This window comes from Brumicola blandensis (genome assembly GCF_031846165.1).
Classification (GTDB): domain Bacteria; phylum Pseudomonadota; class Gammaproteobacteria; order Enterobacterales; family Alteromonadaceae; genus Glaciecola; species Glaciecola blandensis.
In genome coordinates this window covers 310,676-336,297 of the sequence record NZ_JAVRIE010000005.1, presented here as the reverse complement: position 1 = coordinate 336,297, position 25,622 = coordinate 310,676, and the positions used below count along the sequence as shown (strand labels likewise).

The window sequence follows — 25,622 nt, the reverse complement described above, 5'->3', positions numbered from 1 at the left end:
CTGCTTTGCCATTTTCTTTGTTTCCTAAGTTTAGTATTCGTTCCAATATTGGAGTGAATTAACTTCTATAGTTTAAATTAAAAATAAAATTGTTTACATACGGGAGTCGATTATTGCCTTAGCGACATTACTCGGTGCTTCCGCATACTTATAAAATTCCATTGAGTATGACGCGCGACCTTGCGTTGCAGAACGCAATGCCGTGGCATATCCAAACATCTCCGAAAGTGGCACCTTAGCACGCACAATCTTAATGCCTGCTACACCCTCTTCCATACCTTCAATCATCCCTCGACGGCGGTTTAGGTCTCCGACCACATCACCCATCCAGTCTTCAGGAGTCGTTACTTCAACCTGCATAGTTGGTTCAAGTAACACTGGGTTTGCATCAGCGCACCCATTCTTGAAACCCATCGAAGCAGCAATTTTAAACGCCATTTCCGAAGAGTCAACATCGTGGTAAGAACCATCGAATAAGGTTACTTTGATGTCTAATACGGGATAACCCGCTAGCACACCATTTTGCATCTGTTCTTCGATGCCTTTATCAATTGCTGGTATAAAGTCTTTTGGCACTGTACCACCAACAATTTCGTTTACGAATTCGTAGCCTGCGCCTTCTTCGTTTGGTTCTATCTTCAACCAAACATGTCCATACTGACCTTTACCACCAGACTGACGAACAAACTTACCTTCAGCTTCAACCGATTTGCGAATTGTCTCACGATAAGCAACCTGAGGGTTACCTACGTTACATTCAACATTAAATTCACGTTTCATACGATCAACGATGATATCTAGGTGTAATTCACCCATACCAGAAATGATCGTTTGTCCCGTCTCATCATCAGTCTTCACTCTAAATGAAGGATCTTCCGCCGTCAGCTTGCTAAGGGCAATACCCATTCGTTCTTGGTCAGCTGTTGATTTTGGCTCAACCGCAATCGAAATAACGGGATCTGGGAAGTCCATTTTTTCAAGTGTAATAATATTACTTGGATCACACAAGGTTTCCCCTGTCGTGACGTCTTTCAAGCCGATCGCTGCAGCTATATCACCTGCACGAACTTCTTTTAATTCTGCTCGATCGTTGGCGTGCATTTGCACCATACGGCCAATGCGCTCTTTCTTACCCTTAATTGGGTTATAAACCGTATCGCCTGTTTTGATAACACCAGAATAGCAACGGAAGAAGGTCAATGTACCCACAAATGGGTCTGTCGCAATCTTAAATGCTAAGGCTGCAAACGGTGCACTGTCATCAGCTTCACGAGTCGATTCAGTTTCGTTTTTATCATCTAGGATGCCTTTAATCGCCGGTACTTCAGTTGGCGCTGGCAGATACTCAACAACAGCATCAAGAACAGCTTGTACGCCTTTATTCTTGAACGCTGAACCACAAGTTGCTAAAACAATCTCATTGTTCAATGTACGAATGCGTAAGCCTTCTTTGATTTCTGCTTCTGTTAATTCTTCTCCACCAAGATATTTCTCCATCAGTTCATCGTTTGCTTCGGCCGCAGCCTCAACCATTTCCGTACGATACTGTTCGGCTTTATCTAAGTGTTCTGCAGGAATGTCTTCGTATGTAAACGTCGCGCCTTTGTCGGCTTCATTCCAGTTGATTGACTTCATTTTGATGAGGTCAATCACACCTTTAAATTCTTCTTCAGCGCCGATATTCAATTGAATAGGCACACAGTTAGCGCCCAAACGCTTGCGGATCTGGTTGATAACGCGCTCAAAATCTGCACCAGCACGGTCCATTTTGTTAACAAAAACCATGCGAGGGACGTGATATTTATCTGCCTGACGCCATACCGTTTCAGATTGAGGTTCAACACCTGAAGAACCACAAAATACGACGACAGCACCATCCAGTACTCTCAACGAACGCTCAACCTCGATAGTGAAGTCAACGTGCCCCGGAGTATCAATGATGTTGATACGATGTTGGTCGAATTGCTGCTGCATACCTGCCCAAAAACATGTCGTTGCTGCAGACGTTATCGTAATCCCGCGTTCCTGCTCCTGCTCCATCCAATCCATAGTGGCAGCGCCATCATGAACTTCACCGATTTTATGTGAAATACCGGTATAGAAAAGAACACGCTCAGTTGTCGTGGTTTTACCCGCGTCAACGTGTGCAACAATTCCGATGTTGCGATAGCGTTCTATTGGAGTGTTACGAGGCATACTTCTCTCTTATTTGTTAAAAAAAACAATGTGGTCAGGGTTAATTTATATCTAGCCTTGACCGCATTATTCTTCGTGTTTTAAAACTCAAAAGGAGCCAAAGCAAAACGCTTTGACTCCAATTCAATCAATATCTCAAGACTACCAGCGGTAGTGAGCAAATGCTTTGTTAGCTTCTGCCATGCGGTGAACGTCTTCACGTTTCTTAACCGCACTACCTTTGTTGTCTTGTGCATCAATCATTTCAGCTGCTAAACGCTGTGCCATGGATTTCTCACCACGCTTACGTGCCGCATCTACCATCCAACGCATACCTAGTGCGTTACGACGAACTGGACGAACTTCTACAGGTACTTGGTACGTAGAACCACCCACACGACGAGATTTAACCTCGACTGTAGGGCGGATGTTCTCTAGTGCATCTTCAAACACTTCTAGGTGTGGTTTGCCGGTTTTTTCAGCAACAATATCAAGGGCACCGTAAACGATTTTTTCAGCGGTGGACTTCTTGCCGTCGAGCATTACGACATTCATGAACTTAGCAAGCAACTGTGATCCGAACTTAGGATCCGGTAGGATTTTTCTTTGACCTACGACTCTTCTTCTTGGCATCTTAATTCTCCGTGGAATTCAGGTATAACCCAAAACTCTAATTTAATAGTTTGGCCTTACTAACGGAGAACCGTTAAGACTTAGGCCTTTTAGCGCCGTACTTAGAACGGGCTTGTCTACGATCGTTAACGCCAGCGCAATCCAATGTACCGCGAACTGTGTGATAACGAACACCTGGTAAATCTTTTACACGACCACCGCGGATAAGTACCACGCTGTGCTCTTGTAAGTTGTGACCTTCACCACCAATGTATGAAGACACTTCAAAACCGTTTGTTAAGCGAACACGACATACTTTACGTAGTGCAGAGTTCGGCTTCTTTGGCGTAGTTGTATATACACGAGTACATACACCACGACGTTGTGGGCAGGCTTGTAAAGCAGCTACGTTCGATTTCTCGACCGGCTTTTTACGTGGCTTACGCACTAACTGGTTAACTGTTGCCATTAACTAGCTCCTGATTAAAAAATATATTCTCAATGTAAAATTGACGAAAGCGCCGAAGATTACACGAGTACTGTTACAAGTTTATGTCTTTATGAAAATAAACTTGCTGCTCTTTTACCGAATAAAACCAATAACTTACGCAATCGAATAAAGCTGAATATTTCAGTCAGATTTTTAAAAAAATAAGACTTTGGCAAATTCGGGTCGCGGAATGTTATAGATCAAAGGGCTGAATGTCAAGCAGGCTGGGCGCTAAAACAGTAAAATAAGCATCGGTGAACTTATGAAAATGTATACAGAAAATGCACTACAAAACTAGAATTTTTCAGTATTCTAAGAATAAAACTTTCTTCATTTGAGTTGCTTTGATAGCTTAGAACATAGTGAGATTTTTCAGCCTATGAATGAGTATTGTAGGTATCGAAGGAGTAAAAAGAAACGTGGAAGTGACGCAAAAGGAATTGGCTGAGGTAGACAAACTATTATCAAAACAAAACGCCCTCAAAGCAGGAGTCTTGGGCTCATTATGGTGTGTTTTGTCATTGTGGCTCTGGTATTTTACATATTTGCAAGTGCCCGACATTGCAGCAACATTTATACTAATAAGCGGTTTAGTCATAGGCGGCGCCGTGCGTATGCATGGCCGAGGCTATACGATAGTGTTTTCACTAATCGCTTTTCTACTTCATGCGTTACTTATCTATGCTGCAGTATTACTTAATATTTTATTACCTCCCGGATCATTAGTATGGGCCTCTGTGCTACTTGGGATGTGTGCAGGAGGAGCTTGGTTAGCCGTCTTCACAGCACGCAAGAAAATACCGTTTGAATTGCATAGAGCTTTTTTTAGGCTCACAGAAATAGAGCCACATTCTAGCTACAAAACAATGAAAAACCGTTGGTTTATATCACTACCCGTAATGGCGGTATTAAGCTCTGGGCTTATGTTGGTTTCAACTAGTTTTCTTTATGTATTCGATATAGCTATCGAGGCTAAGCAAGCAGAAGAGTTTGTAGCACAAAGACAAGAGTCATTCGAAAATATAGCAATATCTGTAGAAGTAAACGATTTAGATAAGTTGACCACGAAAGTGGCGCTGCGACATGCTTACGCTTTCTATAGTGGAACTCTGCTGAACAAGTACGGTTACTTTGAAAGCTATTACCCAAGCTCAACATATAAAGCGAAAACCATCTTAAAGTACTTAGTTTCTGAAAGACAAGAACCAAGAGCAAAGTTTATTTTGGGCATGATGACGATTGAAGAGGATGGAATATCTTTAGTTCGAGAGGCGTCTAATGACGGTGATAGCTATGCCCGAATATACGATGCCCTTCGTTTTGCTTGTAATGGAAACAACAAAATGGCGACTGACATGCTCACTCGATACAAAAATACGAATCGAGACCCCTACATTGCAAGACACATTGAAAGCATCTTTGAATATGGTTTTCATGATGCGTGTGACGAATCGAGAGTAGATCCATTTCAAGCTGAATTTGTGAAGACATTTCAATAATGAATTTATGCTCCTTTATTCACTTTTTCAAAACAAAACGGGGAGCGACTTTCGTCAGCTCCCCGTTTTTATTCTTTCTAAAAGCTTTCGCCTTAAGTTGACTTACTCTGCGCTGTCATCGCCAGCGTTTAGTAGTTCAGAGATTGCTTGAGCAGCTTCATCAGCAGCCATTGACGGCTCTACTGACTCTTCTCTCTCAGCTGCTTTACGAGCAGCACGTTTTTGGTGATACGCAAAACCAGTACCAGCTGGGATTAAGCGACCAACAATAACGTTCTCTTTCAAGCCACGTAAATCATCTTCTTTACCTTGAACAGCAGCTTCCGTTAACACACGAGTTGTTTCTTGGAATGATGCAGCTGAGATAAATGATTCAGTCGACAATGAAGCTTTAGTAATACCCAACAACTGTGTTTCATAGCTTGCTGGTAACTTACCTTGTTTTTCCATTTCACGGTTAGCGATCTTAACTTGAGAAACCTCAACTTGCTCGCCTTCTAGGAACTGGGTATCGCCCGACGCAGTGATCATACACTTACGTAACATCTGACGAATAACAACTTCAATGTGCTTATCGTTAATTTTTACACCTTGCAAGCGATATACTTCTTGTACTTCGTTTACGATGTAATTAGAAACAGCACTAATGCCTCTTAGGCGTAGGATATCGTGTGGCGACTCTGGGCCGTCCGCGATAACTTCACCTTTTTCAACTGATTCACCTTCAAACACGTTCAGGTTACGCCATTTCGGGATCATCTCCTCGTAATGACCTGCGTCGTTTGTTTGCGAAGCAAATTCACCCGCCTTCGGCGTAATCGTTAAGCGCTTCTTACCTTTGGTTTCTTTACCAAAGCCAATCACACCAGAGATTTCAGCTAAGATTGCAGGCTCTTTCGGCTTACGTGCTTCAAACAAGTCAGCAACTCGAGGAAGACCACCGGTAATATCACGAGTTTTCGAACTTTCTTGCGGTATACGAGCTAACACGTCACCTTCTTTAGCTACCTTGCCATCAGAGGCCTCGATAGTCGTAAAGCTTGGCAAGCGGATTTCTTGAAGACCGAACTCGTCGTTCTCAAGAATAAGCTTCGGCTCTTTCGCATTTGCTTTAGAAAGATCTTTAACAACGATACGAGTCAAACCCGTCAATTCGTCTTGTTGCATTTCAGTGTTTGAATCATCGATGTCTGCGAAGCTGATCTTAGATTCACGCTCAGTCACGATTGGGTGACTATGCGGGTCCCAGTTAGCAACAACATCGCCAGCATTAATCGCTGAACCGTCATCTACACCTAGTACTGCACCGTAAGGCACTTTATAGCGCTCTTTCTCACGGCCTTGGTCATCGATCACTGTCAACTCAGTTGAACGTGAGATAATAACCACTTTCTTATCTGTATTGCGTACGAACTTCGCGTTAGAGAATTTCAATGTACCGGTTGTTTTAACTTGTACGTTGTTCTCTGCTGTTGCTCTTGATGCCGCACCACCGATGTGGAATGTACGCATGGTTAACTGTGTACCAGGTTCACCGATTGACTGTGCTGCGATTACACCGACAGACTCACCAGAACCAACCATGTGACCACGTGCTAGGTCACGACCGTAACACTTCGCACAAACACCAAAGTCATTATCACAAGTGATAACCGAGCGAACCATGATTTGATCAACACTGTTGCTTTCAAGCATATCTACTAAACCTTCGTCTAGTAGCGTATTACGCTCAACCAACACTTCGTCAGTACCTGGTTTAACAACGTCTTCAGCAACAACACGACCTAGAACACGTTCGCGTAGTGCTTCAACAACATCACCACCTTCGATTAATGGAGTCATTTTAACCCCTTCGAAAGTACCACAGTCGTCGTTATTGATAACCAAATCTTGTGCAACGTCAACCAAACGACGAGTCAAATAACCCGAGTTAGCTGTTTTCAATGCTGTATCGGCCAAACCTTTACGAGCACCGTGAGTAGAGATAAAGTACTGTAGTACGTTTAGACCTTCACGGAAGTTTGCAGTAATTGGCGTTTCGATAATTGAGCCATCTGGTTTCGCCATAAGACCACGCATACCCGCCAACTGACGAATCTGTGCAGCACTACCACGAGCACCGGAGTCGGCCATCATGTAAACTGAGTTGAAAGAAGCTTGCTCTTCATCTTCACCGTCTTTGTTCTTAACAGTTTCAGTTTTCAAGTTGTCCATCATCGCCTTGGCAACACTTTCGTTTGCCGTAGACCAAATATCGATAACTTTGTTGTAACGCTCACCCGCTGTTACTAGACCAGACTGGAACTGCTCTTGAATCTCAACAACTTCTGCTTCTGCAGCGTCGATGATTTCTTTCTTCGCATCTGGAATAACCATATCATCGATACCAACAGACGCACCCGCGATCATCGCGTAGTGGAAACCGGTATACATGATTTGGTCAGCTGCGATAACAGTATCTTTAAGACCTAGAACACGGTAGCAAGTGTTCAACAATTGAGAAATTTGCTTTTTGCCCATTGCTTTGTTGATGATTTCAAAAGGCAGGCCTTTAGGAAGTATCAACGAGAAAATTGCGCGACCAACAGTAGTGTCTGTTAGCGTTACTTTTTCAGTTTTTGAGCCGTCTTCTGCAACATCAAACTCTGTTATACGTACTTTTACGCGAGCATGAAGCTCAGCGTTACCTGTACGATATGCTTTTTCAGCTTCGTGCGGGCTAGTAAATACCATGCCTTCACCTAAACCATTAACACGGTCACGTGTTAAGTAGTAAAGACCCAATACAACGTCCTGTGAAGGAACGATAATTGGCTCACCGTTGGCTGGTGAAAGGATGTTGTTAGTTGACATCATCAACGCACGAGACTCTAACTGAGCTTCGATAGTCAATGGTACGTGAACCGCCATTTGGTCACCATCGAAGTCGGCGTTATATGCCGCACATACTAATGGGTGCAATTGAATAGCTTTACCTTCAATCAAGGTTGGTTCGAACGCTTGGATACCAAGTCTGTGAAGTGTTGGTGCACGGTTAAGCAACACTGGATGTTCACGAATAACTTCGTCAAGAACGTCCCATACTTCCGGCGCTTCACGTTCTACTAATTTCTTAGCAGCTTTGATCGTAGTCGCAAGACCACGGCCTTCTAATTTGCCATAGATAAACGGCTTGAATAACTCAAGAGCCATTTTCTTAGGTAGACCACACTGGTGCAAACGCAATGTTGGACCAACGGTGATAACAGAACGACCAGAGTAGTCAACACGCTTACCAAGAAGGTTTTGACGGAAACGACCTTGCTTACCTTTAATCATGTCAGCAAGTGATTTCAATGGACGCTTGTTAGAACCTGTGATTGCACGACCACGACGACCATTATCAAGTAACGCATCAACCGCTTCTTGAAGCATACGCTTTTCGTTACGGACAATGATGTCTGGTGCTGCAAGGTCTAAAAGACGCTTCAAACGGTTGTTACGGTTTATTACTCGACGATAAAGGTCGTTCAAATCTGAAGTCGCAAAGCGACCGCCATCTAGTGGAACTAGTGGGCGAAGTTCAGGTGGTAATACCGGTAACACAGTTAAGATCATCCACTCTGGCTTATTGCCAGACTGTTGGAAAGATTCTAACAGTTTCAAACGCTTAGTAATTTTCTTACGCTTAGTTTCAGAGTTGATTGATGGTAACTCTTCACGCATTGCAGCAACATCTGCATCAACGTCAAGTTGCTTAAGCAATTCAAATACTGCCTCTGCACCCATCTTCGCTTCAAACTCATCACCATGCTCTTCCAAAGAATCTAAGTATTCTTCTTCAGTTAATAGCTGTCTTGCTTCAAGCTCTGTATAGCCCGCTTCTGTCACAACATATGATTCAAAGTACAAAACACGTTCGATATCACGAAGTGTCATGTCTAGCATCAAACCGATTCTTGACGGTAATGATTTTAGGAACCAAATGTGTGCAACTGGGCTTGCCAGTTCAATGTGACCCATACGCTCACGACGTACTTTAGTGAGTGTTACTTCAACACCACACTTCTCACAGATAACACCGCGGTGCTTCAAACGCTTGTACTTACCGCACAAACATTCGTAGTCTTTTACTGGGCCGAATATACGAGCACAGAAAAGACCATCACGCTCAGGCTTGAACGTACGATAGTTAATCGTTTCAGGCTTCTTAACTTCACCAAAAGACCATGATCGAATCATGTCCGGTGAAGCAAGACCGATTTTGATATTATCGAATTCTTCGGTCTTGTTTTGTTGTTTAATAAACTTTAATAAGTCTTTCACATTTCTCTCCCAACGGAGTCATTGTCACGACCCTGAATTCACCGAGGTGAAGACAGGGCCAACCTGTTTCTGCTCTACCCGAACGCTTACTGTTCTTCAAGCTCGATGTTAATACCCAATGAACGGATTTCTTTCAACAATACGTTGAAGGATTCTGGCATGCCAGGCTCCATTCTGTGGTCGCCATCTACGATGTTCTTATACATCTTAGTACGGCCGTTAACATCATCTGACTTAACAGTTAGCATTTCTTGTAGCGTATACGCAGCACCGTATGCTTCTAGTGCCCACACTTCCATCTCACCGAAGCGCTGACCACCGAATTGTGCTTTACCACCAAGCGGTTGTTGCGTAACCAAGCTGTATGAACCAGTTGAACGTGCATGCATTTTGTCATCAACCAAGTGGTTAAGTTTCAGCATGTACATGTAACCAACAGTAACAGGACGCTCGAAAGATCTACCTGTGCGACCATCGAATAACTCGATCTGACCACTTTCAGGAATATCTGCTAGTTTCAGCATTTCTTTGATTTCTGACTCACGCGCACCGTCGAATACCGGAGTAGCAACAGGCACACCTTTGCGCAGATTTTCAGCTAAACGCTTAATTTCGTCATCAGAGAAAGTATCAAGGTCAACTTCTTGATGAGATTCACCAAGGTTATACACCTCTTTCAAGAAGTTACGCAATTTCGCGACTTCTTCTTGCTCTTTGATCATGCGGTCAATCTTCACACCTAAACCATGGGCTGCCATGCCTAAGTGAGTTTCAAGAATCTGACCAATGTTCATACGTGACGGTACACCTAGCGGGTTCAATACGATGTCTACCGGCGTGCCGTTTCCATCGTATGGCATATCTTCAACAGGTTGAATTGCTGAGATAACACCCTTGTTACCGTGACGACCAGCCATTTTATCACCTGGCTGAATATGACGTTTCACAGCAAGATAAACCTTAACGATTTTCAACACACCTGGTGCTAAGTCATCGCCTTGAGTAATCTTGCGGCGTTTGTTTTCAAATTTCTTATCGAAGTCGTTTTTCACTTCTTCGTGTTGCGCAGCGCTTTGATCAAGCTCAGCTTGTGCATCTTCATCTTTTAATACGATGTCGAACCACTTCTCACGAGGAGTGCTGTCTAATTTAGCTTGGTCAATGCCAGACTTAAGTAACAAGTTCTGGGCACGAGCGAAAATACCATCGGCTAGAATACTGAATTCATCACCTAAGTCTTTCTTCACTTGACGCAATTGCATGTCTTCGATTTCTAGCGCACGTTTGTCTTTTTCAACACCGTCGCGAGTAAACACCTGAACATCGATAACCGTACCACGTACACTGTTTGGTACACGTAATGAAGTATCTTTAACGTCAGACGCTTTTTCACCGAAGATTGCTCTCAGTAGTTTCTCTTCCGGCGTAAGTTGTGTTTCGCCTTTAGGCGTCACTTTACCTACAAGAATATCGCCACCTTTCACTTCAGCACCGATGTATACAACACCAGATTCGTCTAGTTTACCTAGCGCTGACTCACCCACATTCGGGATATCGCCACTGATTTCTTCAGGACCAAGCTTGGTATCACGAGCGATACAGCTAAGTTCTTGAATGTGAATCGTAGTGAAACGGTCTTCTTGAGCAACTCGCTCAGAAATAAGGATGGAATCCTCAAAGTTATAACCATTCCAAGGCATGAATGCGATGCGCATGTTTTGACCAAGCGCTAGCTCACCCAAGTCTGTTGATGGACCGTCGGCCAGTACATCACCAGTAACAATAGGGTCACCTACATTACAAGTTGGTTTTTGATTAATACAAGTATTTTGGTTAGAGCGCGTGTACTTAGTTAGGTTGTAGATATCAATACCAGCTTCACCGGCTGTCATTTCTTCTTCATTAACCTTAACCACGATACGGCTAGCATCGACATAGTCAATAGTACCGCCACGCTTAGCAACCACAGTCACACCAGAATCAACCGCAACGGTCTTCTCCATACCCGTTCCAACTAAAGGCTTATCCGCTTTTAGCGTTGGTACAGCTTGACGTTGCATGTTTGATCCCATCAATGCACGGTTAGCATCATCGTGTTCTAGGAACGGGATAATACTTGCAGCGATTGATACGATTTGCTGTGGAGAGACATCCATGTATGTGATGTCTTGCTTCTGCATCAATGTGGTTTCACCACGGTGACGACATGGAATCAAGTCTTCAACTAATGCATTTTTGTCATCTAATAATACGTTTGCCTGTGCAATCGCAAATTGACCTTCTTCAATAGCCGATAGGTAATCGATATCGTCAGTCACGACACCATCTACAATACGACGATATGGGGTTTCTAAGAAACCAAAGTCATTTGTTCTTGCGAAGCTCGAAAGCGAGTTGATCAAACCAATGTTTGGACCTTCAGGCGTTTCGATTGGACATACTCGACCATAGTGAGTCGGGTGTACGTCTCGAACTTCAAAGCCAGCTCTTTCACGCGTCAAACCACCCGGGCCTAAAGCAGAAATACGACGTTTGTGCGTTACTTCTGAAAGCGGGTTGTTCTGATCCATGAATTGAGATAATTGGCTTGAACCAAAAAACTCTTTCACAGCCGCAGAGATAGGCTTAGCGTTAATAAGATCTTGAGGCATGATGGCATCTAGGTCACCCAAGCTTAAACGTTCTTTAACAGCACGTTCAACACGGACTAAACCAACACGGAATTGGTTCTCTGCCATTTCACCAACCGAACGAATACGGCGGTTACCTAAGTGATCGATATCATCAACTTCATCTTTACCGTCACGAATAGTGATAAGTTGCTTCATTACAGAAACAATATCTTCTTTCGCTAGTGTGCCTGAGCCAGTGAGTTCTTCACGACCTAAGCGACGGTTGAACTTCATTCTACCAACAGCAGATAAGTCATATCTGTCGTCAGAGAAGAATAAGTTCTCGAACAGTGTTTCAGCAGCATCTTTCGTTGGTGGCTCACCAGGACGCATCATGCGATAGATTTCAACAAGCGCTTCTAATTTATTAGTGCTTGAATCAATCTTAATGGTGTCTGAAATGTATGAACCGTGATCAAGCTCATTGATATACAATGTCTCGAAAGTATCGATTCCCATTTCACGAAGAGCGAGTAGGTTTTCTAAAGTGACTTCATCGTTCGCATTGACAACAATCTCACCAGTCTCTTCGTTCGCGAAAGTCTTGGCGTAAATTTTACCAAGTAAGTATTCAGCTGGAACTTCCAATTCTGATACTTTTGCTTTCTCTAATGCACGAGTGTGACGGGCAGATATTCTGCGACCGGTTTCTACAATCACTTCGCCTTTCTTATCGAGAAGATCGAATTGCGCAATTTCACCACGTAGGCGATCTGGCACAACATCCATCATCAGCTTGTCGCCATCGATGCGAACAGCTGTCTTTTCAAAGAAAAGTTCAAGAATTTCTTCAGTGCTCATTTCTAATGCACGAAGAATAATTGTTGCTGGTAGTTTTCTACGACGGTCAATACGAACGAATAAATTATCTTTCGGATCGAACTCAAAATCCAACCATGAACCACGGTATGGGATTACGCGAGCGTTATATAAAACTTTACCAGACGAGTGAGTTTTGCCCTTGTCATGGTCAAAGAAAACACCTGGTGATCTGTGTAGCTGAGATACGATTACTCGCTCAGTACCGTTAATCACGAACGTACCGTTTTCAGTCATCAATGGGATTTCACCCATGTATACTTCTTGTTCTTTGATGTCTTTAACTGTACCTGGCGCGGCTTCTTTATCAAACAAGACAAGACGCAGCTTGACTCTTAAAGGAGCTGAATAAGTTACACCACGAATTTGACATTCTTTTACGTCAAACACGGGCTCGCCTAAGCGATATGCTACATACTGTAACTCACTGTTACCGCTGTAGCTTTTTATTGGAAACACAGAGCGGAAAGCCGCTTCTAAGCCATATTGACCATCAGGATCCTGGTCAATGAACTTTTTAAATGAGTCCAGTTGAATTGAAAGGAGGTATGGAATTTCCAATACCTGGGGGCGCTTGCCAAAATCCTTACGGATACGTTTCTTTTCACTATAAGAGTAAACCATGGGTTCCTCAGCCGACTGATTTTAGACCCAACCTGCTACACATACTGCCTTGCGTGTAACAAACTTCCAGTACCCTTTTAATAGGGCATTAACCTAAGCATACATCATAAAATGTAATATTGCTTTCTAACGAAAACAAAAACTTACCGGTTAAATACCAACGCTTTCCTGGATAGCAAACAAAGGGTGAAATATTGCATATCCTACAGCGCAAAAAGGCAGGTGATTAAAAATCACCTGCCTGAGCCTGTTAAGGCCAGTAATTAGAAATACTAATTACTTAACTTCTACTTCAGCACCAGCTTCTTGAAGTTCTTTCTGCAATGCTTCAGCGTCTTCTTTCGAAACGCCTTCTTTGATTGCTTTAGGTGCAGACTCAACTACTTCTTTAGCTTCTTTCAAGCCAAGACCAGTTGCGCCACGTACTGCTTTGATAACAGCAACTTTGTTAGCACCGAATGAAGTAAGAACTACGTCAAATTCAGTCTTCTCTTCAGCCGCTTCAGCTGCTGCAGCTGGACCAGCTACTGCTACTGCTGCTGCTGCAGATACGTTGAATTTTTCTTCTGCTGCTTCGATCAATTCTACCAATTCCATAACTGGCATTTCTGCGATCGCGTTTAAAATATCATCTTTGGTTAGAGCCATTTCTCTAAACTCCTGGGTTTAATGTTAAAAATTTATAATGCCAAAAAAGAAAATTATTTTTCTTCTTTGATCGCCGCCAATACGCGCACAAACTTGCCTGGAACTTCGTTGATAGTACGAACGAATTTCTCGGCAGGTGCTTTGAAGGTTGCAAGTAATTTCGCAAGCGCTTCGTCGCGGGTAGGTAGTGATGCTACTGCGTCCAATTTCTCTGGACCTAGTAAACCGCTACCAATAGACAATGCTGTCACGTTCAACTTATCATTTGTCTTAGCGAAGTCTTTGAACAAGCGCGCTGCGCCGCCCGGTGCTTCGATAGAGAAACCATAAATTAACGGTCCAACTAATGCAGAATCCATGTCAGCAAATTTGCTGTCGGCCAATCCACGTTTAGCTAGTGTGTTACGTACAACTTTAAGAAATACGCCTTGTTCACGAGCTTTATTACGTAGGTCAGTCAGTTCATGAACTTCCATCCCACGGTATTCAGCGACGGCAACGGATAGAGCGCGAGAAGCAACTTCTTCAATTTCAGCTACGATCTCTTTTTTTGCTGCTAAGCCTAGTGCCACTGAGTTCACCTTCTTAAAATCTGACTCTTTTGTTTACCTTTCGATAAACGCTATCGTCAGCGTTAACAGATTGATACTCGATATACTGGATGCGAACATCTGAAGCATATCTTGTACCGCTCTACGGTGTTCATTCCCAGAGAGTCTGAGTTGAAACCACCGTCTGCGCAGGTAATATTAAGCTTGGCATTTCGCTCCCGAAGAAGTGTGTGAAAGTTCTCTTACCTCTTTCACTGCCTAGCGCCTGCGGTCTTGGACGGGAGTTGAGTTACGCTTTTGGCGCAAACAACTCCAACCCATAACCTTAAAGAGAAAAGTTACTTAAGCTTGAGTCAAAGAACCCTGGTCTAATAAAACACCAGCGCCCATTGTTGTGCTTAAACTAACTTTCTTAATATATGTACCCTTGGCTGAAGAAGGCTTAGCCTTTTTCAACGCTTCTAGCAATGCTTCAAGGTTTTCTTGAATTTGGTTTGCTTCAAAAGCAATTTTACCAATGCTAGCGTGGATGATACCGTTCTTATCGTTACGATATCTGACCTGACCAGCTTTTGCATTTTTTACTGCAGTCGCTACGTCTGGTGTAACTGTACCCGTTTTAGGGTTTGGCATTAGGCCACGTGGACCTAAGATTTGACCGAGTGTACCAACAACACGCATCGCGTCAGGGCTAGCAACTACAACGTCAAAGTTCATTTCGCCTTTTTTAACTTGCTCAGCTAGGTCTTCCATACCAACGATGTCAGCACCAGCTTCTTTAGCAGCTTCAGCGTTTGCACCTTGAGTGAACACAGCAACACGTACTTCTTTACCAGTACCGTTTGGTAGTACAGTTGCACCACGAACGTTTTGGTCAGATTTACGAGCATCGATACCCAAGTTAATTGCAACGTCTACGCTTTCTGAGAACTTAACAGTTGCAAGTTCTTTTAAAAGTGAAACAGCTTCATTAATTTCGTATTCTTTTGTAACGTCTACTTTTTCAGCGATGTTACGCATTCTTTTTGATAATTTAGCCATTCTATTAACCCTCTACTACCAAGCCCATACTACGAGCAGAACCCGCGATGGTATTCACTGCAGCGTCAAGGCTAGCAGCTGTTAAATCAGGTTCTTTTGTTTTTGCAATCTCTTCAAGCTGAGCGCGAGTAACTTTACCCACCTTCTCAGTATTAGGACGGCCAGAACCACTCTTGATGCCTGCCGCTTTCTTAAGTAAGAAAGAAGCTGGAGGAGTTTTCGTTAAGAATGTGAAAGAGCGATCTTCGTATACAGTAATTTCTACTGGTACCGGAGCGCCTTTTTCAAGAGATTCTGTTTTTGCGTTAAACGCTTTACAGAATTCCATGATGTTAACACCATGCTGACCTAGTGCAGGACCAACCGGTGGACTTGGGTTAGCAGCGCCTGCTGCAACCTGTAGCTTAATTAAGCCAGTGACTTTCTTCGCCATTACTTTTTACTCTCTATTTGTGGGTATAACGCCTTGAAGATACTGAGAATATCTTCTCAAACGGCTTCCCTGTGCATAAAAAAGGGCGCAAATTATATGCTTTTGGTGCAGTAAACACAAGCCTTAATTCAAGTTATTTTAGCGTTTGCCGAAAAGCGCCCGAAAAAGGTGTCAGAGTTAGTTTTTTATTGGCAGAACTGTGCTTTGGTTGAGTTGTTTAAAACCTTGAAATTGAGCAATATTTGGTATCAGAAATATGTTTTAAAACGAGAATAATATGATCCCATTTAACCGATCTACACCTGATGAACTACCCGCACTCAAACTGGTGATATTTGTGCTTTTTACTTCATGGTGCATAGACACTTCTGCCATGACGAATTCAGATGCTGTCGGAGTGCAACTCGCAAAGGTTTATGAAGCACAAGATGTCCGAGGTTACTTGGTCAGTGAGAAATTTGATGGTGTTCGTGCAATTTGGCGAAATCGAACACTGATGACCCGTCAAGGCAATAGGATTAATGCCCCAGCTTGGTTTACCGAAAAACTTCCCGATATGTGGTTAGATGGGGAGCTATGGATAGCTCGAAACACGTTTGAGGAAGTCGCTTCAATCGTTAGTAGATATACAGCCGACAATAACGAATGGAAACGGGTGAAATATATGGTCTTCGATGCGCCAAATTTTGAAGACAAGTTCACAATCAGATCAAAACACTACACTAGCGTACTGCTGGCACTGAATTTGTCTCATGTTTTACCGGTTGAACAATTAACGCTTGCAACAAACCATCAACTCACGGAGTTATTAATGGATATCACTCAAAATGGTGCGGAAGGGCTTATGCTCCATAAGGCTGATAGCGACTTTCAATCTGGTCGAAGTGATGACCTGTTAAAATTAAAGCCATACATGGATAGTGAAGCACTTGTCTTGGGGCATATTGAAGGAAAAGGGAAGTACTCTGGCTTGTTGGGTTCTCTGTTGGTGCAAAGTGAGGATAAGAACGGAAACGAAGTGACGTTCAAAATCGGTACAGGCTTTACTGATTCAGAACGGAAAACCCCACCCGCTATTGGCAGCACAATAACCTTTACTTTTCACGGCTACACGAAAAACGGAGTACCACGGTTTGCCAGTTTTTTAAGAATCGCAAAGATGCGAGAAGCGCTGTTACCTTTCGACCTTCAATAGGCCCTTTTTCGCATATTGTATCGCGGGTTGATGCTGTCGCAGAAAATAGTTAGGGAAGAGATTAATACCCCTTCCCTAATATGGGTGATACTTCTTATGGCAAGATTACTGTGTCGATAACGTGAATTACGCCATTAGATGTTTTGATATCTGTTGCTACTACATTAGCGTTGTTAATTTTAACGCCGGCATCTGATACTGATACTGTAACATCTGAACCTTCTAGTGTAGTTGCTGACTTCAACTTCACTACATCGGCTGCCATCACATTTCCAGCAACCACATGGTAAGTCAATATTTGTACTAACTTGTCCTTATTCTCAGGCTTTAATAAGGATTCAACGGTACCAGCAGGTAGTTTTGCAAATGCTGCATTTGTCGGTGCAAAAACAGTGAGTGGACCATCGGCCTTCAACGCGTCGACTAAACCAGCTGCCTTCACTGCTGCAACCAAAGTAGAGAAGTCTTTGTTGCTTGCTGCAGTATCAACAATGTCCTTTTTATCGCCGTGGTGACCCGCAGAAGCAGTGGCGGCCATCATGAAAGTAAGTGCTAGTACAGAAACTGTTTTTAACATTTTATTGGCTAGAGCTGTCATAAATTATCCTTTTGATTGAAAGTAGTAAGAATCGCAAGATGCGTTTCTGTAGCTTGATACCGGTTTCCAACTCATAAAGATGTAACATTACAATTGTTTAATTTTTAACAATAAAAAAAGGGGTCAGAGTTAATTAATATGCGAATGCAAATTAATTAACTCTGACCCCTTTTTTGCTTTTAACTCTAGCCTTTTTCTACTTGACCGAACTCTAGTTCAACTGGGGTTGAACGCCCAAAGATGAGCACTGATACTTTCAAGCGGCTTTTTTCATAATCAACTTCTTCGACCACACCATTAAAGTCAGCAAATGGACCATCGGTAACGCGAACAACTTCGCCTGGTTCGAACAAGGTTTTTGGTTTTGGCTTATCAACTGATTCTTCGAGACGATTTAATATTGCATCAGCTTCTTTCTTAGTGATTGGCATTGGACGATCAGATGTTCCGCCAATGAAACCAAGTACTCGAGGAATACTTTTCACTAAGTGCCATGATTCTTCGTTCATTTCCATTTCTACTAATACGTAGCCAGGAAAAAATTTACGCTCAGACTTGCGCTTTTGACCAGCACGCATCTCAACGACTTCTTCTGTAGGTACAAGAATCTCACCGAAGTAATCTTCCATACCGTGCATTTTGATGTATTCAAGTAGGGTTTTCTGAACTCGACCTTCGTACTGAGAGAACGCTTGAACTACATACCATTTCTTGTCAGACATGCTTAACCTCCGATCCCAGTGAACAGACCAATTCCCCAAACGATGAACATATCAATCAAATATAAGAACAGACCAACGATTGCGGTAGCAACAAGGATGATTAGTGTCATACGATTGGCTTCGGTACGGTCTGGCCAGATAACCTTGCGTACTTCTGTGCGTGAATCTTTTGCAAAGACCAAAAACGCACTGCCTTTAGCTGTCGTTGCAGCAATGCCCAAAGATATAGCAACGATAGCTACCGCTCCTAAGGCTCTGTAAAGAACTGAAACGTCTTCATACGCACCATAAGCGTATACTAAACCGCCCAACAGCACGATTACTAATAACCACTTTACTAAGTCTAACGGGTTAGACGTGTTTTCTGCCTTTTCACTCATCAGTGTTACCCTAAACTAGCCGCGTCATAACGGACCGGCTATTAATTAATTCTTTTCACAGGATTCACCACAAAGTGGCAGGGGTGGAGAGACTCGAACTCCCAACCGTCGGTTTTGGAGACCGCTGCTCTACCAATTAGAGCTACACCCCTACATCCGTGCGATACATATTTTAGTTACATTTCCCTTGTGATGTTGTGTTCTTGAAAGGAAGTCATCAGCGTCATAAGGGAGGGACGCGTATTATACTCATGCAAGCAAGTTATACAAGTACCTTACAACGATACTTTTCTGTCTTGCTACAATTTTTTTGTATTCTTCGTCCATACTTAAATGTAGGGGCGTAAATTAACTATTCAAGTATCTTCTCCTTTTATCAGTCTTCGACACTCTCTTACTATCAATAACAAAGTAAAAACGCTATAGCCACCCTTTCTGCCTAGCTATTCGCGCAGCATCGTTGCTATTCATTGCATTTAGTTTTGATATCGCTTCTGATAAATAATTGCGAACCGTGCCTTGGGAAAGAAACAATTTATCCGCCACCTGCTGAGTAGATAAGCCATCCCCTATCAGTTGTATGGCTTTGCGCTCTTTTTCAGACAAGGGGTCTTTGTCGCCCAAAGCAAGTACTGCCAATTCAGGATCAATAATCACCTTACCCTTGCAAATATCTCGTAATGAAGATACCAAATAATCACTAGGTACATCTTTAAGAATAAAGCCTTTTGCGCCACTCGACATAGCTCTCCGAACGTAACCTGCTTTAGCAAAGGTGGTCATGATAACAAACTTTATATCTGGGAATAGTTCAGAAACTTGTTCAGCTAGCTCAATGCCAGTGACATTCGGCATTTCAATATCGCTCAAGACAATATCAGGTAGTGCACTTGATTGAGTAAGTAAGTTTAAAGCTTGCTCTCCGTCTTCACATTGGTGAATTACGTCAAAGTCATCTTCCAATGAAAGCAGCGTCGAAATGGCATCTCGAATTAAGCTTTGGTCTTCTACCACCATGATTGTCTGCATTATCAATCCTTAGGCTATTTCTGCCAATCTGCGGCTATCTTTCGCTGTGTAGCCCGAGTTCAAGCTCGCATTTAAAACCGTTGTCGTGATTAAAATAAACAGTTGCAGAAATATTTCTACATCGCTCTTTTATACCAGACAAGCCATTTCCAAACTGAATATTCGATACTGCTCCATTGTCATGAACGATAACTTCAAGCGCACCTTGCTTTTCTCTCGCACTGAAATAGACTTCGCTGGCATTGCTATGACGAAGCACATTCGTGACCAGTTCTTTGAGTATCAGTACGAGCTGTGATTCACTTTTCAAGCTTAACTTTTGGAGCGCGTTTTCATCAATGTCGCAATCTACCATGATGGATTTGCTTTCCAGCAGTTTCGTCAAACTGCGCACTTCATCGTGCAAACTGCGGTGTTTGATATTGCTAACCGCTTTGCGTACATCACTCAAAATATCTCGAGAAATACTCGCAATATCACGCATCTCTTGTTGCGCTGCATCTACCTTTCCTTTAATAATTAATTTGTCGGCTAGGTCTGCTTTCACCGAGATGCTCGATAATGAGTGTCCGACAATATCATGTAAATCTCGACCGATACGTTCGCGCTCGGCAATAGTACTGATTTGTTCAATCTCTTCTCGAGAGCGCTCATTCATTGAAGCAAAACGCGTTTCTCGTCGTTCCAAAAAGCCGAAGCAAAACAACATTAGTACAGCCGCATAGATTGGCGTGAAGTGCGTGAACTGCCATTGAATAATAGTTTCGCTTAACCAAAAAGAATACGTGTCTTGTATCGCCCACCGGAAAGTGATGACAAGTAATAAAAAAATAAGCCAAGTACGACTCTGTAACAAGAAGGAAGGTCTTTCATTTTGTTCACTCGCCCCTCGCTCTTGAGAGGAAAAAGGTAAGTGATAGGCAATCACAAATGCGATATAAGCAAATAAAAATAAGCCACCATAAGTCAGTAAGGATGCCATAAAACAGACGACCACTACCAAGAGTAAATGTCCTAGGACTTGAGGTACTTGGCTACGTAAAGCCAACACATAGGTAAATAAAAAAGCCAAGTAAGCGAGTAGTAAACTGCCTAATTCAAATTGTGGTGTTTCGAAATAAAAGTAGGGTAAAAAATAAAATAACGAGAAAAGGACACTAACACCAGACCATATTTTCTTTCTACCCGCGACCAAAGAAGGCATGTTGACTTTGCGGCTTGCAACAAACTGAGTGGCAGACATTTCAAACTCCCTTTTCACAATGGACCAACTGAAACCTGCGCTCTTGAGCATAAATGGAAATCACATAAATCACCACTATTACTAATGAGATAGCTTCAAAGCGATGCTCAGGAAACAAGTACCAAACAGTGACAATGCCAACAGTTCTGCTTAGGGCATGAAAATAACCGACCCAATGTTGGATGATCCAAGAAAAAGGTATCCACATTAGTCCTGCCAGGATGCCGACACCTAAGGGCACAGCGGTATGGTCATATGTAGCAAATGGCAAGGCAACCGAAAACATTAAGAGGCACATGATCACCCCACCCATAAACAAGTTATCGAATACATTCTTTTCTCTGTGCTTACCAAAAAAGTCTTCACCCGTGAACTTGGCTATGAAGATTGCAAGATAGAAAATGCTGCCACAACCAAGCCACACTGCGTAAGTTTTTACATATTCATTGGCAAATAAAGAAATGATACCGATGAGTGCCCAGACAATCGCCCCTGCTAATGGCATTGCTAAGAAGCGACGTTGGCAGAATAATTCTCGTTGATGATCTAATGATGTATCCATAATGTTGCACCTGTTTATCAATAAGTTTTCGAGGTAAACAGTGTCTTACATTGGGATATATTCAGGTAGACACAAAAGTCATCAATACCACATGACATTTGTCACTGATTCAAATAAAAAGCTGAACTTAGCGTGTTGGCTTTAGAGACACTGGTAACTCAGATGCGTCTTTAAACAGAATGATAGGAAAGCCATCCATATTATCCATCAAGCCTTTCACTCGTAGTTGGTTGGTATCTTCAGGCCCCAAATCTCGGATGTAGATACCCTTTATCTGCTCAGGAAATTGCAGTTTTATGGCGCTGTATACTTCGGGGTCTTGTTCACCACTATCGCCGATCAACACGAACTGACGTTGCGGAAACTTTTCTAAAATTTGGCGAATTTGACCTGGCTTTGTTGCTTCGCCATCCTTAAACAGTTCTAGCAAACTCTCATCTCGAAAACGAAATGACTTCAGCGAAAGGGAAAAGTCCGGGAACCCTGCCCGCTCCAGAAATGAAGTAAGTTCAGTATATAAATACCATGGACTAGAAGAAACATAGTGAAAGTTCACTCCTTGTTTAGACCAGGCGGAGTAGACTTCAGCAATATCAGGGACCGCGACGAATGGATTAAAAAAGGTATTTTCAATCAACGCTTGCTTAGATCTTACATCGCTAATTTTGACTGTATCGTCAATATCGCTGATGACCGAAAGGCCTTGTTGAGATATCAAACGTGCACGACCGCATACTTTCCTAGCATTGACCTTAGCGCAGTAATATAAAGATGCAGTGGCAGGCTTTAGTGCCAATCCTTGAACAAACTGTTCAGCTAATAGATTGGCAGTCACGTGCCCATTCGCTTCAGTATTACCCACTCTAACTAACGACCTTGAGTCGGTATTTCCCGCTTGTTGTAGTTGTACCGTAAACCACTTCCCACGCTCATTATCGACCAAAAAATGATTCACTCTTTGTTCAAAAGTAGCGACATTTTCTGATGAAACTTGAAGATCGTAAACGAATGCCATACTTTCTTTTACCATTTTCATGCGCAATTGGCTGTTAACGGGTTCATACACCCAAGCGTGCACAGGTATTTGCCATATATAGTTTCCATCACCATCAATGTCACTTTGAAAAGCATCTGTTGTGAAGAACTGAAGCACTTCGTCTGGAGCAATATTAGACTCCTCTAGGTTAATAGGGTCATCTTGCGGATCCGTTCCTATACGATTACCAAGTTGGTTTTCAAAAGCCGCACAAGCATTTACCCAAAGCAAACAGATGACTAAACAAACGCCTTTCCACCATCCTTGAAGTTGCATATCCCTACTCCTACAACACATTCACGTTACTTAACTGTTATTTGTCATCCACTAAACATGATATCTTGAACCTTTGCAATGACAAATCAGTTTAATTAAGTATTGGTTTTTAAAAGCGCTAATGATGCAAATCCTCAAAACAATCGCTTTGTAAGAAATCAATCACGCTAGGATATAAGGACATAATGTGAGCCCAGCAGTAAAAACATCGTTATTTTTCATTGCCTTATTAGTAGGACTAACATGGGCTTTCTCTTTTCTATTTGAAGCCGATACTACCGGTGTTTCGCGCAATGAAAACGGAGAAATCAAGTACTACGGCCCTATTGATAATGGACGTTTCGAAGAGTTCAAACGACTGTATCAACGCGGTGACCGATTGTTAATCAGAAGTACAGGCGGTGATCTAAATGTAGGGATGGCTTTTGGGCGATTCATTCATGAGAACAGGATTCCATTAGAGGTTGTCGACTTTTGTATCTCTTCTTGTGCGAATTATGTATTTTTATCTGCACCGGTAAAAACACTTAGTCGCCATGCCTTGGTCGTGTTTCACGGTGGTCCCAAGCAAAAGAACTTTCTTGACCAAATGGAGCGCGCGTACGCCGAGGATGCTCCGGTTGGGACAAGTTATGGTGTCGAAAACTACGAAGCCGTAGTGACAATTTCAGAAGATTATAGACAAGCCCGTTATGCTTTGCGAAGCGCAAACCAGCGAAACGAATGTCCTGAAGACCAAATACGGAATTTTGATGGCCGCTGCGTTCCATACAGCGCCCAACAACGTTTAAATTTTCTTATCAAAATGGAAGAGATGCTATATGACAGTGTCGATCCCTTTATGGATAAAAACATTCCTTACTATGGCCAGCTCCACGATTATGAAAGCACCTACCAGTCTTATAGATATTTCGGTTTTTACTACGGAATAGATACACTTGAAAAACTGAATGTAAGTGGTATTGAATTGAAAGATGGCGTTTGGGAGCCTGAACGAAATCCTTTGTTTGATGACGTTTACTTGGTTGAATTATAAATCACAGAATGAAGAGTAGTATAAGCGGCTAAAATAATTTGCGCCTGTTCTGCTGTTCCGCCTTTATCAGGGTGGTACATGTGTTGTAATTTCCGATACTGGCGCTTAAGTTCATCCAGTTGTAGGCCTTCAATAGCCTCTAATTGCATATGCTCCAACGCTACATTAATCTCTTCTAGCGTGGGTTCTTTGTTGGCTTTCATTCCTCCCATTTTTTGCCAAAATTGATTAAGTAAATCTTCAACACCAGCTTCATCTGTCTTTGATAGATTCTGCCAATCGAGGTAGTAATCTGCTAGTGGATCGGCTTGAACTAGGGCAGCATCTTGATCAATAAATGTCTCTAATTTGATTTTCAGTGCACTGATAGTTAGCTCACCCACTTTTTGCTGGCGCCATTCTTCACGCAAAATATAAAGCGCATGAAACAATACAAAATGTGTCTGGAAGAGTACTAAGGGCTCGCGCAAAGCATCTTCATCAAATAGACAAAATGGTTTCGCTTTTAATTTTGAAATGAGTTCAAACTCACTGATACCATCACGAAAAGCTGGCTGAAAGGAATGAAGAATCTCTGTTAATAGTTGCAGTAGTGTTTCGTGCTTATTGTTCACATTCATCCTCATCAACGTGTGTGATTGATATTCATTCTACTGCGAAAAATTCTTAATCCAATGCTCTAATACACGACGCTTCTCGTCATCCAACTCCCCTAACCAACCATGAGCATGTTCAGGTATGTGTTCACGTGAAGCATTAGCTTCGTCAAATACGTAATAATCTAAAAGCGCCCTAAAAGCGTCTTGCTGAGGCTTTGGTAACGTCCGGAATGCTTGGATTGCGTGCAATAGCGCACCGAGGGGCTTTGCAGTGCCAAAGTCATTTTGACTCCACCAATAGTTGATTAAGACATTAAAAGGAGACAATGACTGAACGTGATGCCACCAAGGAGTTGGAATGTAGATAGCATCTCCAGGTGCTAACTCTACAGACAAGCCATGTTTGTAAGCTTCTGCATATTTTGGGTGCGCATCAAGGTCAGGTTTTAGGATATTCACCAAACTAATGGCTTGTCCGGCTGGGTTGAAGTCGAGCGGGCCAATGTATAGGTTTTTTGTTTGTTGAGGTGGAAAGAGTGTAAAGCGTCTTCTCCCTGCTGCGACGACGGCGATATTATCTGTTTCATCAAAATGCGGAGCGACAATCACTCGGTTTCCAAACCAAATAAAGGGCTCCAAGCCTTTTTCAACCAGCGGGTTATCAATGTTATTCAGGATCTGAGGGAAATATTTTGCGACGGGCACACATTGAGCGGCATAATCAGGACTGTCATCTTTACCATTATCAGCTGTCTCTTGCATGCGTCGCAAGCAGTCATCTAAAGACAAGCTTGCGACACCAAAATTCATCCCTGTCATATCTGGGTTATAAAACATCCGGCTTTTTTCTTCGGCCAAAATACGAGTGACCGAAATAGCCTCGTTCAGCTGTGGTGCCTTTCTGCGCAAGTCATTGGGTGAATTCAAACCCGATTTAACAATATGCCAATGTTTGGCAAAGCCTTTCATAACGAATGGCTGGCCCATTGGTTGTAACTCTTGCTCAAACTGCTCGCGAGATACACGCTCAAATACCAAGGGGCTTGGCATATTGCTAGGTACAAAGCTTTCACTCAC

General features: G+C 42.7%; 21 protein-coding genes and 1 tRNA gene. 3 read left to right on the top strand and 19 right to left on the bottom strand.

Translation table 11 applies throughout. The features are described from left to right. Positions 1-93: 93 nt before the first annotated feature. The 3 genes from fusA to rpsL all read right to left on the bottom strand — a co-directional run bounded on the left by fusA (position 94) and on the right by rpsL (position 3,256). Entirely contained in the window at positions 94-2,196 is a 2,103-nt protein-coding gene (fusA, locus tag RM544_RS13665) for an elongation factor G (protein WP_311362356.1), read from the bottom strand. A gap of 141 nt (positions 2,197-2,337) precedes the next feature. Continuing rightward, positions 2,338-2,808: a 30S ribosomal protein S7 gene (gene rpsG / locus RM544_RS13660; RefSeq protein WP_311362355.1), complete on the bottom strand. Its 471-nt coding sequence runs from the start codon at positions 2,806-2,808 to the stop codon at positions 2,338-2,340. A gap of 73 nt (positions 2,809-2,881) precedes the next feature. Next, positions 2,882-3,256, bottom strand: a complete 375-nt coding sequence (rpsL, locus tag RM544_RS13655) for a 30S ribosomal protein S12 (RefSeq protein ID WP_195733806.1) — start codon at positions 3,254-3,256, stop codon at positions 2,882-2,884. 440 nt (positions 3,257-3,696) lie between these two features. On the opposite strand from rpsL, the gene RM544_RS13650 reads away from it, so the two are divergent. After that, a complete protein-coding gene (locus tag RM544_RS13650) occupies positions 3,697-4,776 on the top strand; it encodes a hypothetical protein (protein ID WP_311362354.1) in 1,080 nt (359 codons plus the stop codon). A 102-nt stretch (positions 4,777-4,878) separates the two neighbouring features. On the opposite strand, the gene rpoC is transcribed toward RM544_RS13650, so the two are convergent. The 6 genes from rpoC to rplK all read right to left on the bottom strand — a co-directional run bounded on the left by rpoC (position 4,879) and on the right by rplK (position 15,869). Beyond that, a complete protein-coding gene (rpoC, locus tag RM544_RS13645; protein ID WP_311362353.1) occupies positions 4,879-9,081 on the bottom strand; it encodes a DNA-directed RNA polymerase subunit beta' in 4,203 nt (1,400 codons plus the stop codon). 86 nt (positions 9,082-9,167) lie between these two features. Then, positions 9,168-13,196, bottom strand: coding sequence for a DNA-directed RNA polymerase subunit beta (rpoB, locus tag RM544_RS13640; RefSeq protein WP_311362352.1), 4,029 nt, complete (start codon positions 13,194-13,196; stop codon positions 9,168-9,170). 276 nt (positions 13,197-13,472) lie between these two features. Next, positions 13,473-13,844 carry a 50S ribosomal protein L7/L12 gene (rplL, locus tag RM544_RS13635; protein WP_311362351.1) on the bottom strand — a complete coding sequence of 124 codons (372 nt, stop codon included), beginning with the start codon at positions 13,842-13,844 and terminating at the stop codon, positions 13,473-13,475. Positions 13,845-13,897: 53 nt separating this feature from the next. After that, complete coding sequence (gene rplJ, locus RM544_RS13630) at positions 13,898-14,416, bottom strand: 50S ribosomal protein L10 (RefSeq protein ID WP_311362350.1); 519 nt, start codon at positions 14,414-14,416, stop codon at positions 13,898-13,900. Positions 14,417-14,737: 321 nt separating this feature from the next. Further along, positions 14,738-15,436: a 50S ribosomal protein L1 gene (gene rplA / locus RM544_RS13625; protein WP_311362349.1), complete on the bottom strand. Its 699-nt coding sequence runs from the start codon at positions 15,434-15,436 to the stop codon at positions 14,738-14,740. Positions 15,437-15,440: 4 nt separating this feature from the next. After that, positions 15,441-15,869, bottom strand: a complete 429-nt coding sequence (gene rplK, locus RM544_RS13620; RefSeq protein WP_311362348.1) for a 50S ribosomal protein L11 — start codon at positions 15,867-15,869, stop codon at positions 15,441-15,443. 277 nt (positions 15,870-16,146) lie between these two features. Here rplK and RM544_RS13615 point away from each other — a divergent pair, with 277 nt between their 5' ends. Further along, positions 16,147-17,064 carry a DNA ligase gene (locus RM544_RS13615; RefSeq protein WP_311362347.1) on the top strand — a complete coding sequence of 306 codons (918 nt, stop codon included), beginning with the start codon at positions 16,147-16,149 and terminating at the stop codon, positions 17,062-17,064. A 94-nt stretch (positions 17,065-17,158) separates the two neighbouring features. Here the strand turns inward: RM544_RS13615 and RM544_RS13610 are convergent, their stop codons facing one another. The 8 genes from RM544_RS13610 to RM544_RS13575 form a co-directional block, all read right to left on the bottom strand. After that, complete coding sequence (locus RM544_RS13610; RefSeq protein ID WP_409220103.1) at positions 17,159-17,662, bottom strand: fasciclin domain-containing protein; 504 nt, start codon at positions 17,660-17,662, stop codon at positions 17,159-17,161. A gap of 185 nt (positions 17,663-17,847) precedes the next feature. Then, the gene (gene nusG / locus RM544_RS13605; protein ID WP_311362346.1) at positions 17,848-18,384 is read right to left on the bottom strand and encodes a transcription termination/antitermination protein NusG; all 537 of its coding nucleotides are present in this window, start codon (positions 18,382-18,384) and stop codon (positions 17,848-17,850) included. A 2-nt stretch (positions 18,385-18,386) separates the two neighbouring features. Then, positions 18,387-18,764, bottom strand: a complete 378-nt coding sequence (gene secE / locus RM544_RS13600) for a preprotein translocase subunit SecE (RefSeq protein ID WP_311362345.1) — start codon at positions 18,762-18,764, stop codon at positions 18,387-18,389. A gap of 75 nt (positions 18,765-18,839) precedes the next feature. Next, positions 18,840-18,916: transfer RNA gene (locus tag RM544_RS13595), tRNA-Trp, on the bottom strand. Between the two features lie 268 nt (positions 18,917-19,184). After that, on the bottom strand, positions 19,185-19,793 hold the full coding sequence (locus RM544_RS13590; RefSeq protein ID WP_311362344.1) for a response regulator transcription factor: 609 nt from the start codon (positions 19,791-19,793) through the stop codon (positions 19,185-19,187). Between the two features lie 34 nt (positions 19,794-19,827). Then, entirely contained in the window at positions 19,828-21,036 is a 1,209-nt protein-coding gene (locus RM544_RS13585) for a sensor histidine kinase (protein WP_311362343.1), read from the bottom strand. A gap of 1 nt (position 21,037) precedes the next feature. Then, positions 21,038-21,598 carry a DUF7010 family protein gene (locus RM544_RS13580; RefSeq protein WP_311362342.1) on the bottom strand — a complete coding sequence of 187 codons (561 nt, stop codon included), beginning with the start codon at positions 21,596-21,598 and terminating at the stop codon, positions 21,038-21,040. A 127-nt stretch (positions 21,599-21,725) separates the two neighbouring features. Then, entirely contained in the window at positions 21,726-22,910 is a 1,185-nt protein-coding gene (locus RM544_RS13575; RefSeq protein WP_311362341.1) for a phosphatidate phosphatase App1 family protein, read from the bottom strand. A gap of 187 nt (positions 22,911-23,097) precedes the next feature. On the opposite strand from RM544_RS13575, the gene RM544_RS13570 reads away from it, so the two are divergent. Then, on the top strand, positions 23,098-23,946 hold the full coding sequence (locus tag RM544_RS13570) for a hypothetical protein (RefSeq protein WP_311362340.1): 849 nt from the start codon (positions 23,098-23,100) through the stop codon (positions 23,944-23,946). Here the strand turns inward: RM544_RS13570 and RM544_RS13565 are convergent. Beyond that, entirely contained in the window at positions 23,928-24,560 is a 633-nt protein-coding gene (locus tag RM544_RS13565) for a DNA-J related domain-containing protein (RefSeq protein ID WP_311362339.1), read from the bottom strand. The genes RM544_RS13570 and RM544_RS13565 overlap by 19 nt on opposite strands. Positions 24,561-24,596: 36 nt before the next feature. Continuing rightward, positions 24,597-25,622, bottom strand: a complete 1,026-nt coding sequence (locus RM544_RS13560; protein WP_311362338.1) for a cupin-like domain-containing protein — start codon at positions 25,620-25,622, stop codon at positions 24,597-24,599.

Excerpts from the sequence above, each read along its gene's own strand:
- rplK (WP_311362348.1), bottom strand. The coding sequence starts at position 15,869 with ATGGCGAAGAAAGTCACTGGCTTAATTAAGCTACAGGTTGCAGCAGGC.
- RM544_RS13585 (WP_311362343.1), bottom strand. The coding sequence starts at position 21,036 with ATGTCTGCCACTCAGTTTGTTGCAAGCCGCAAAGTCAACATGCCTTCT.
- RM544_RS13580 (WP_311362342.1), bottom strand. The coding sequence starts at position 21,598 with ATGGATACATCATTAGATCATCAACGAGAATTATTCTGCCAACGTCGC.
- RM544_RS13575 (WP_311362341.1), bottom strand. The coding sequence starts at position 22,910 with ATGCAACTTCAAGGATGGTGGAAAGGCGTTTGTTTAGTCATCTGTTTG.
- RM544_RS13590 (WP_311362344.1), bottom strand. The coding sequence starts at position 19,793 with ATGCAGACAATCATGGTGGTAGAAGACCAAAGCTTAATTCGAGATGCC.
- rpsG (WP_311362355.1), bottom strand. The coding sequence starts at position 2,808 with ATGCCAAGAAGAAGAGTCGTAGGTCAAAGAAAAATCCTACCGGATCCT.
- RM544_RS13615 (WP_311362347.1), top strand. The coding sequence starts at position 16,147 with ATGATCCCATTTAACCGATCTACACCTGATGAACTACCCGCACTCAAA.
- secE (WP_311362345.1), bottom strand. The coding sequence starts at position 18,764 with ATGAGTGAAAAGGCAGAAAACACGTCTAACCCGTTAGACTTAGTAAAG.
- RM544_RS13610 (WP_409220103.1), bottom strand. The coding sequence starts at position 17,662 with ATGACAGCTCTAGCCAATAAAATGTTAAAAACAGTTTCTGTACTAGCA.
- rplL (WP_311362351.1), bottom strand. The coding sequence starts at position 13,844 with ATGGCTCTAACCAAAGATGATATTTTAAACGCGATCGCAGAAATGCCA.
- rplA (WP_311362349.1), bottom strand. The coding sequence starts at position 15,436 with ATGGCTAAATTATCAAAAAGAATGCGTAACATCGCTGAAAAAGTAGAC.
- nusG (WP_311362346.1), bottom strand. The coding sequence starts at position 18,384 with ATGTCTGACAAGAAATGGTATGTAGTTCAAGCGTTCTCTCAGTACGAA.
- rpoB (WP_311362352.1), bottom strand. The coding sequence starts at position 13,196 with ATGGTTTACTCTTATAGTGAAAAGAAACGTATCCGTAAGGATTTTGGC.
- fusA (WP_311362356.1), bottom strand. The coding sequence starts at position 2,196 with ATGCCTCGTAACACTCCAATAGAACGCTATCGCAACATCGGAATTGTT.
- rpsL (WP_195733806.1), bottom strand. The coding sequence starts at position 3,256 with ATGGCAACAGTTAACCAGTTAGTGCGTAAGCCACGTAAAAAGCCGGTC.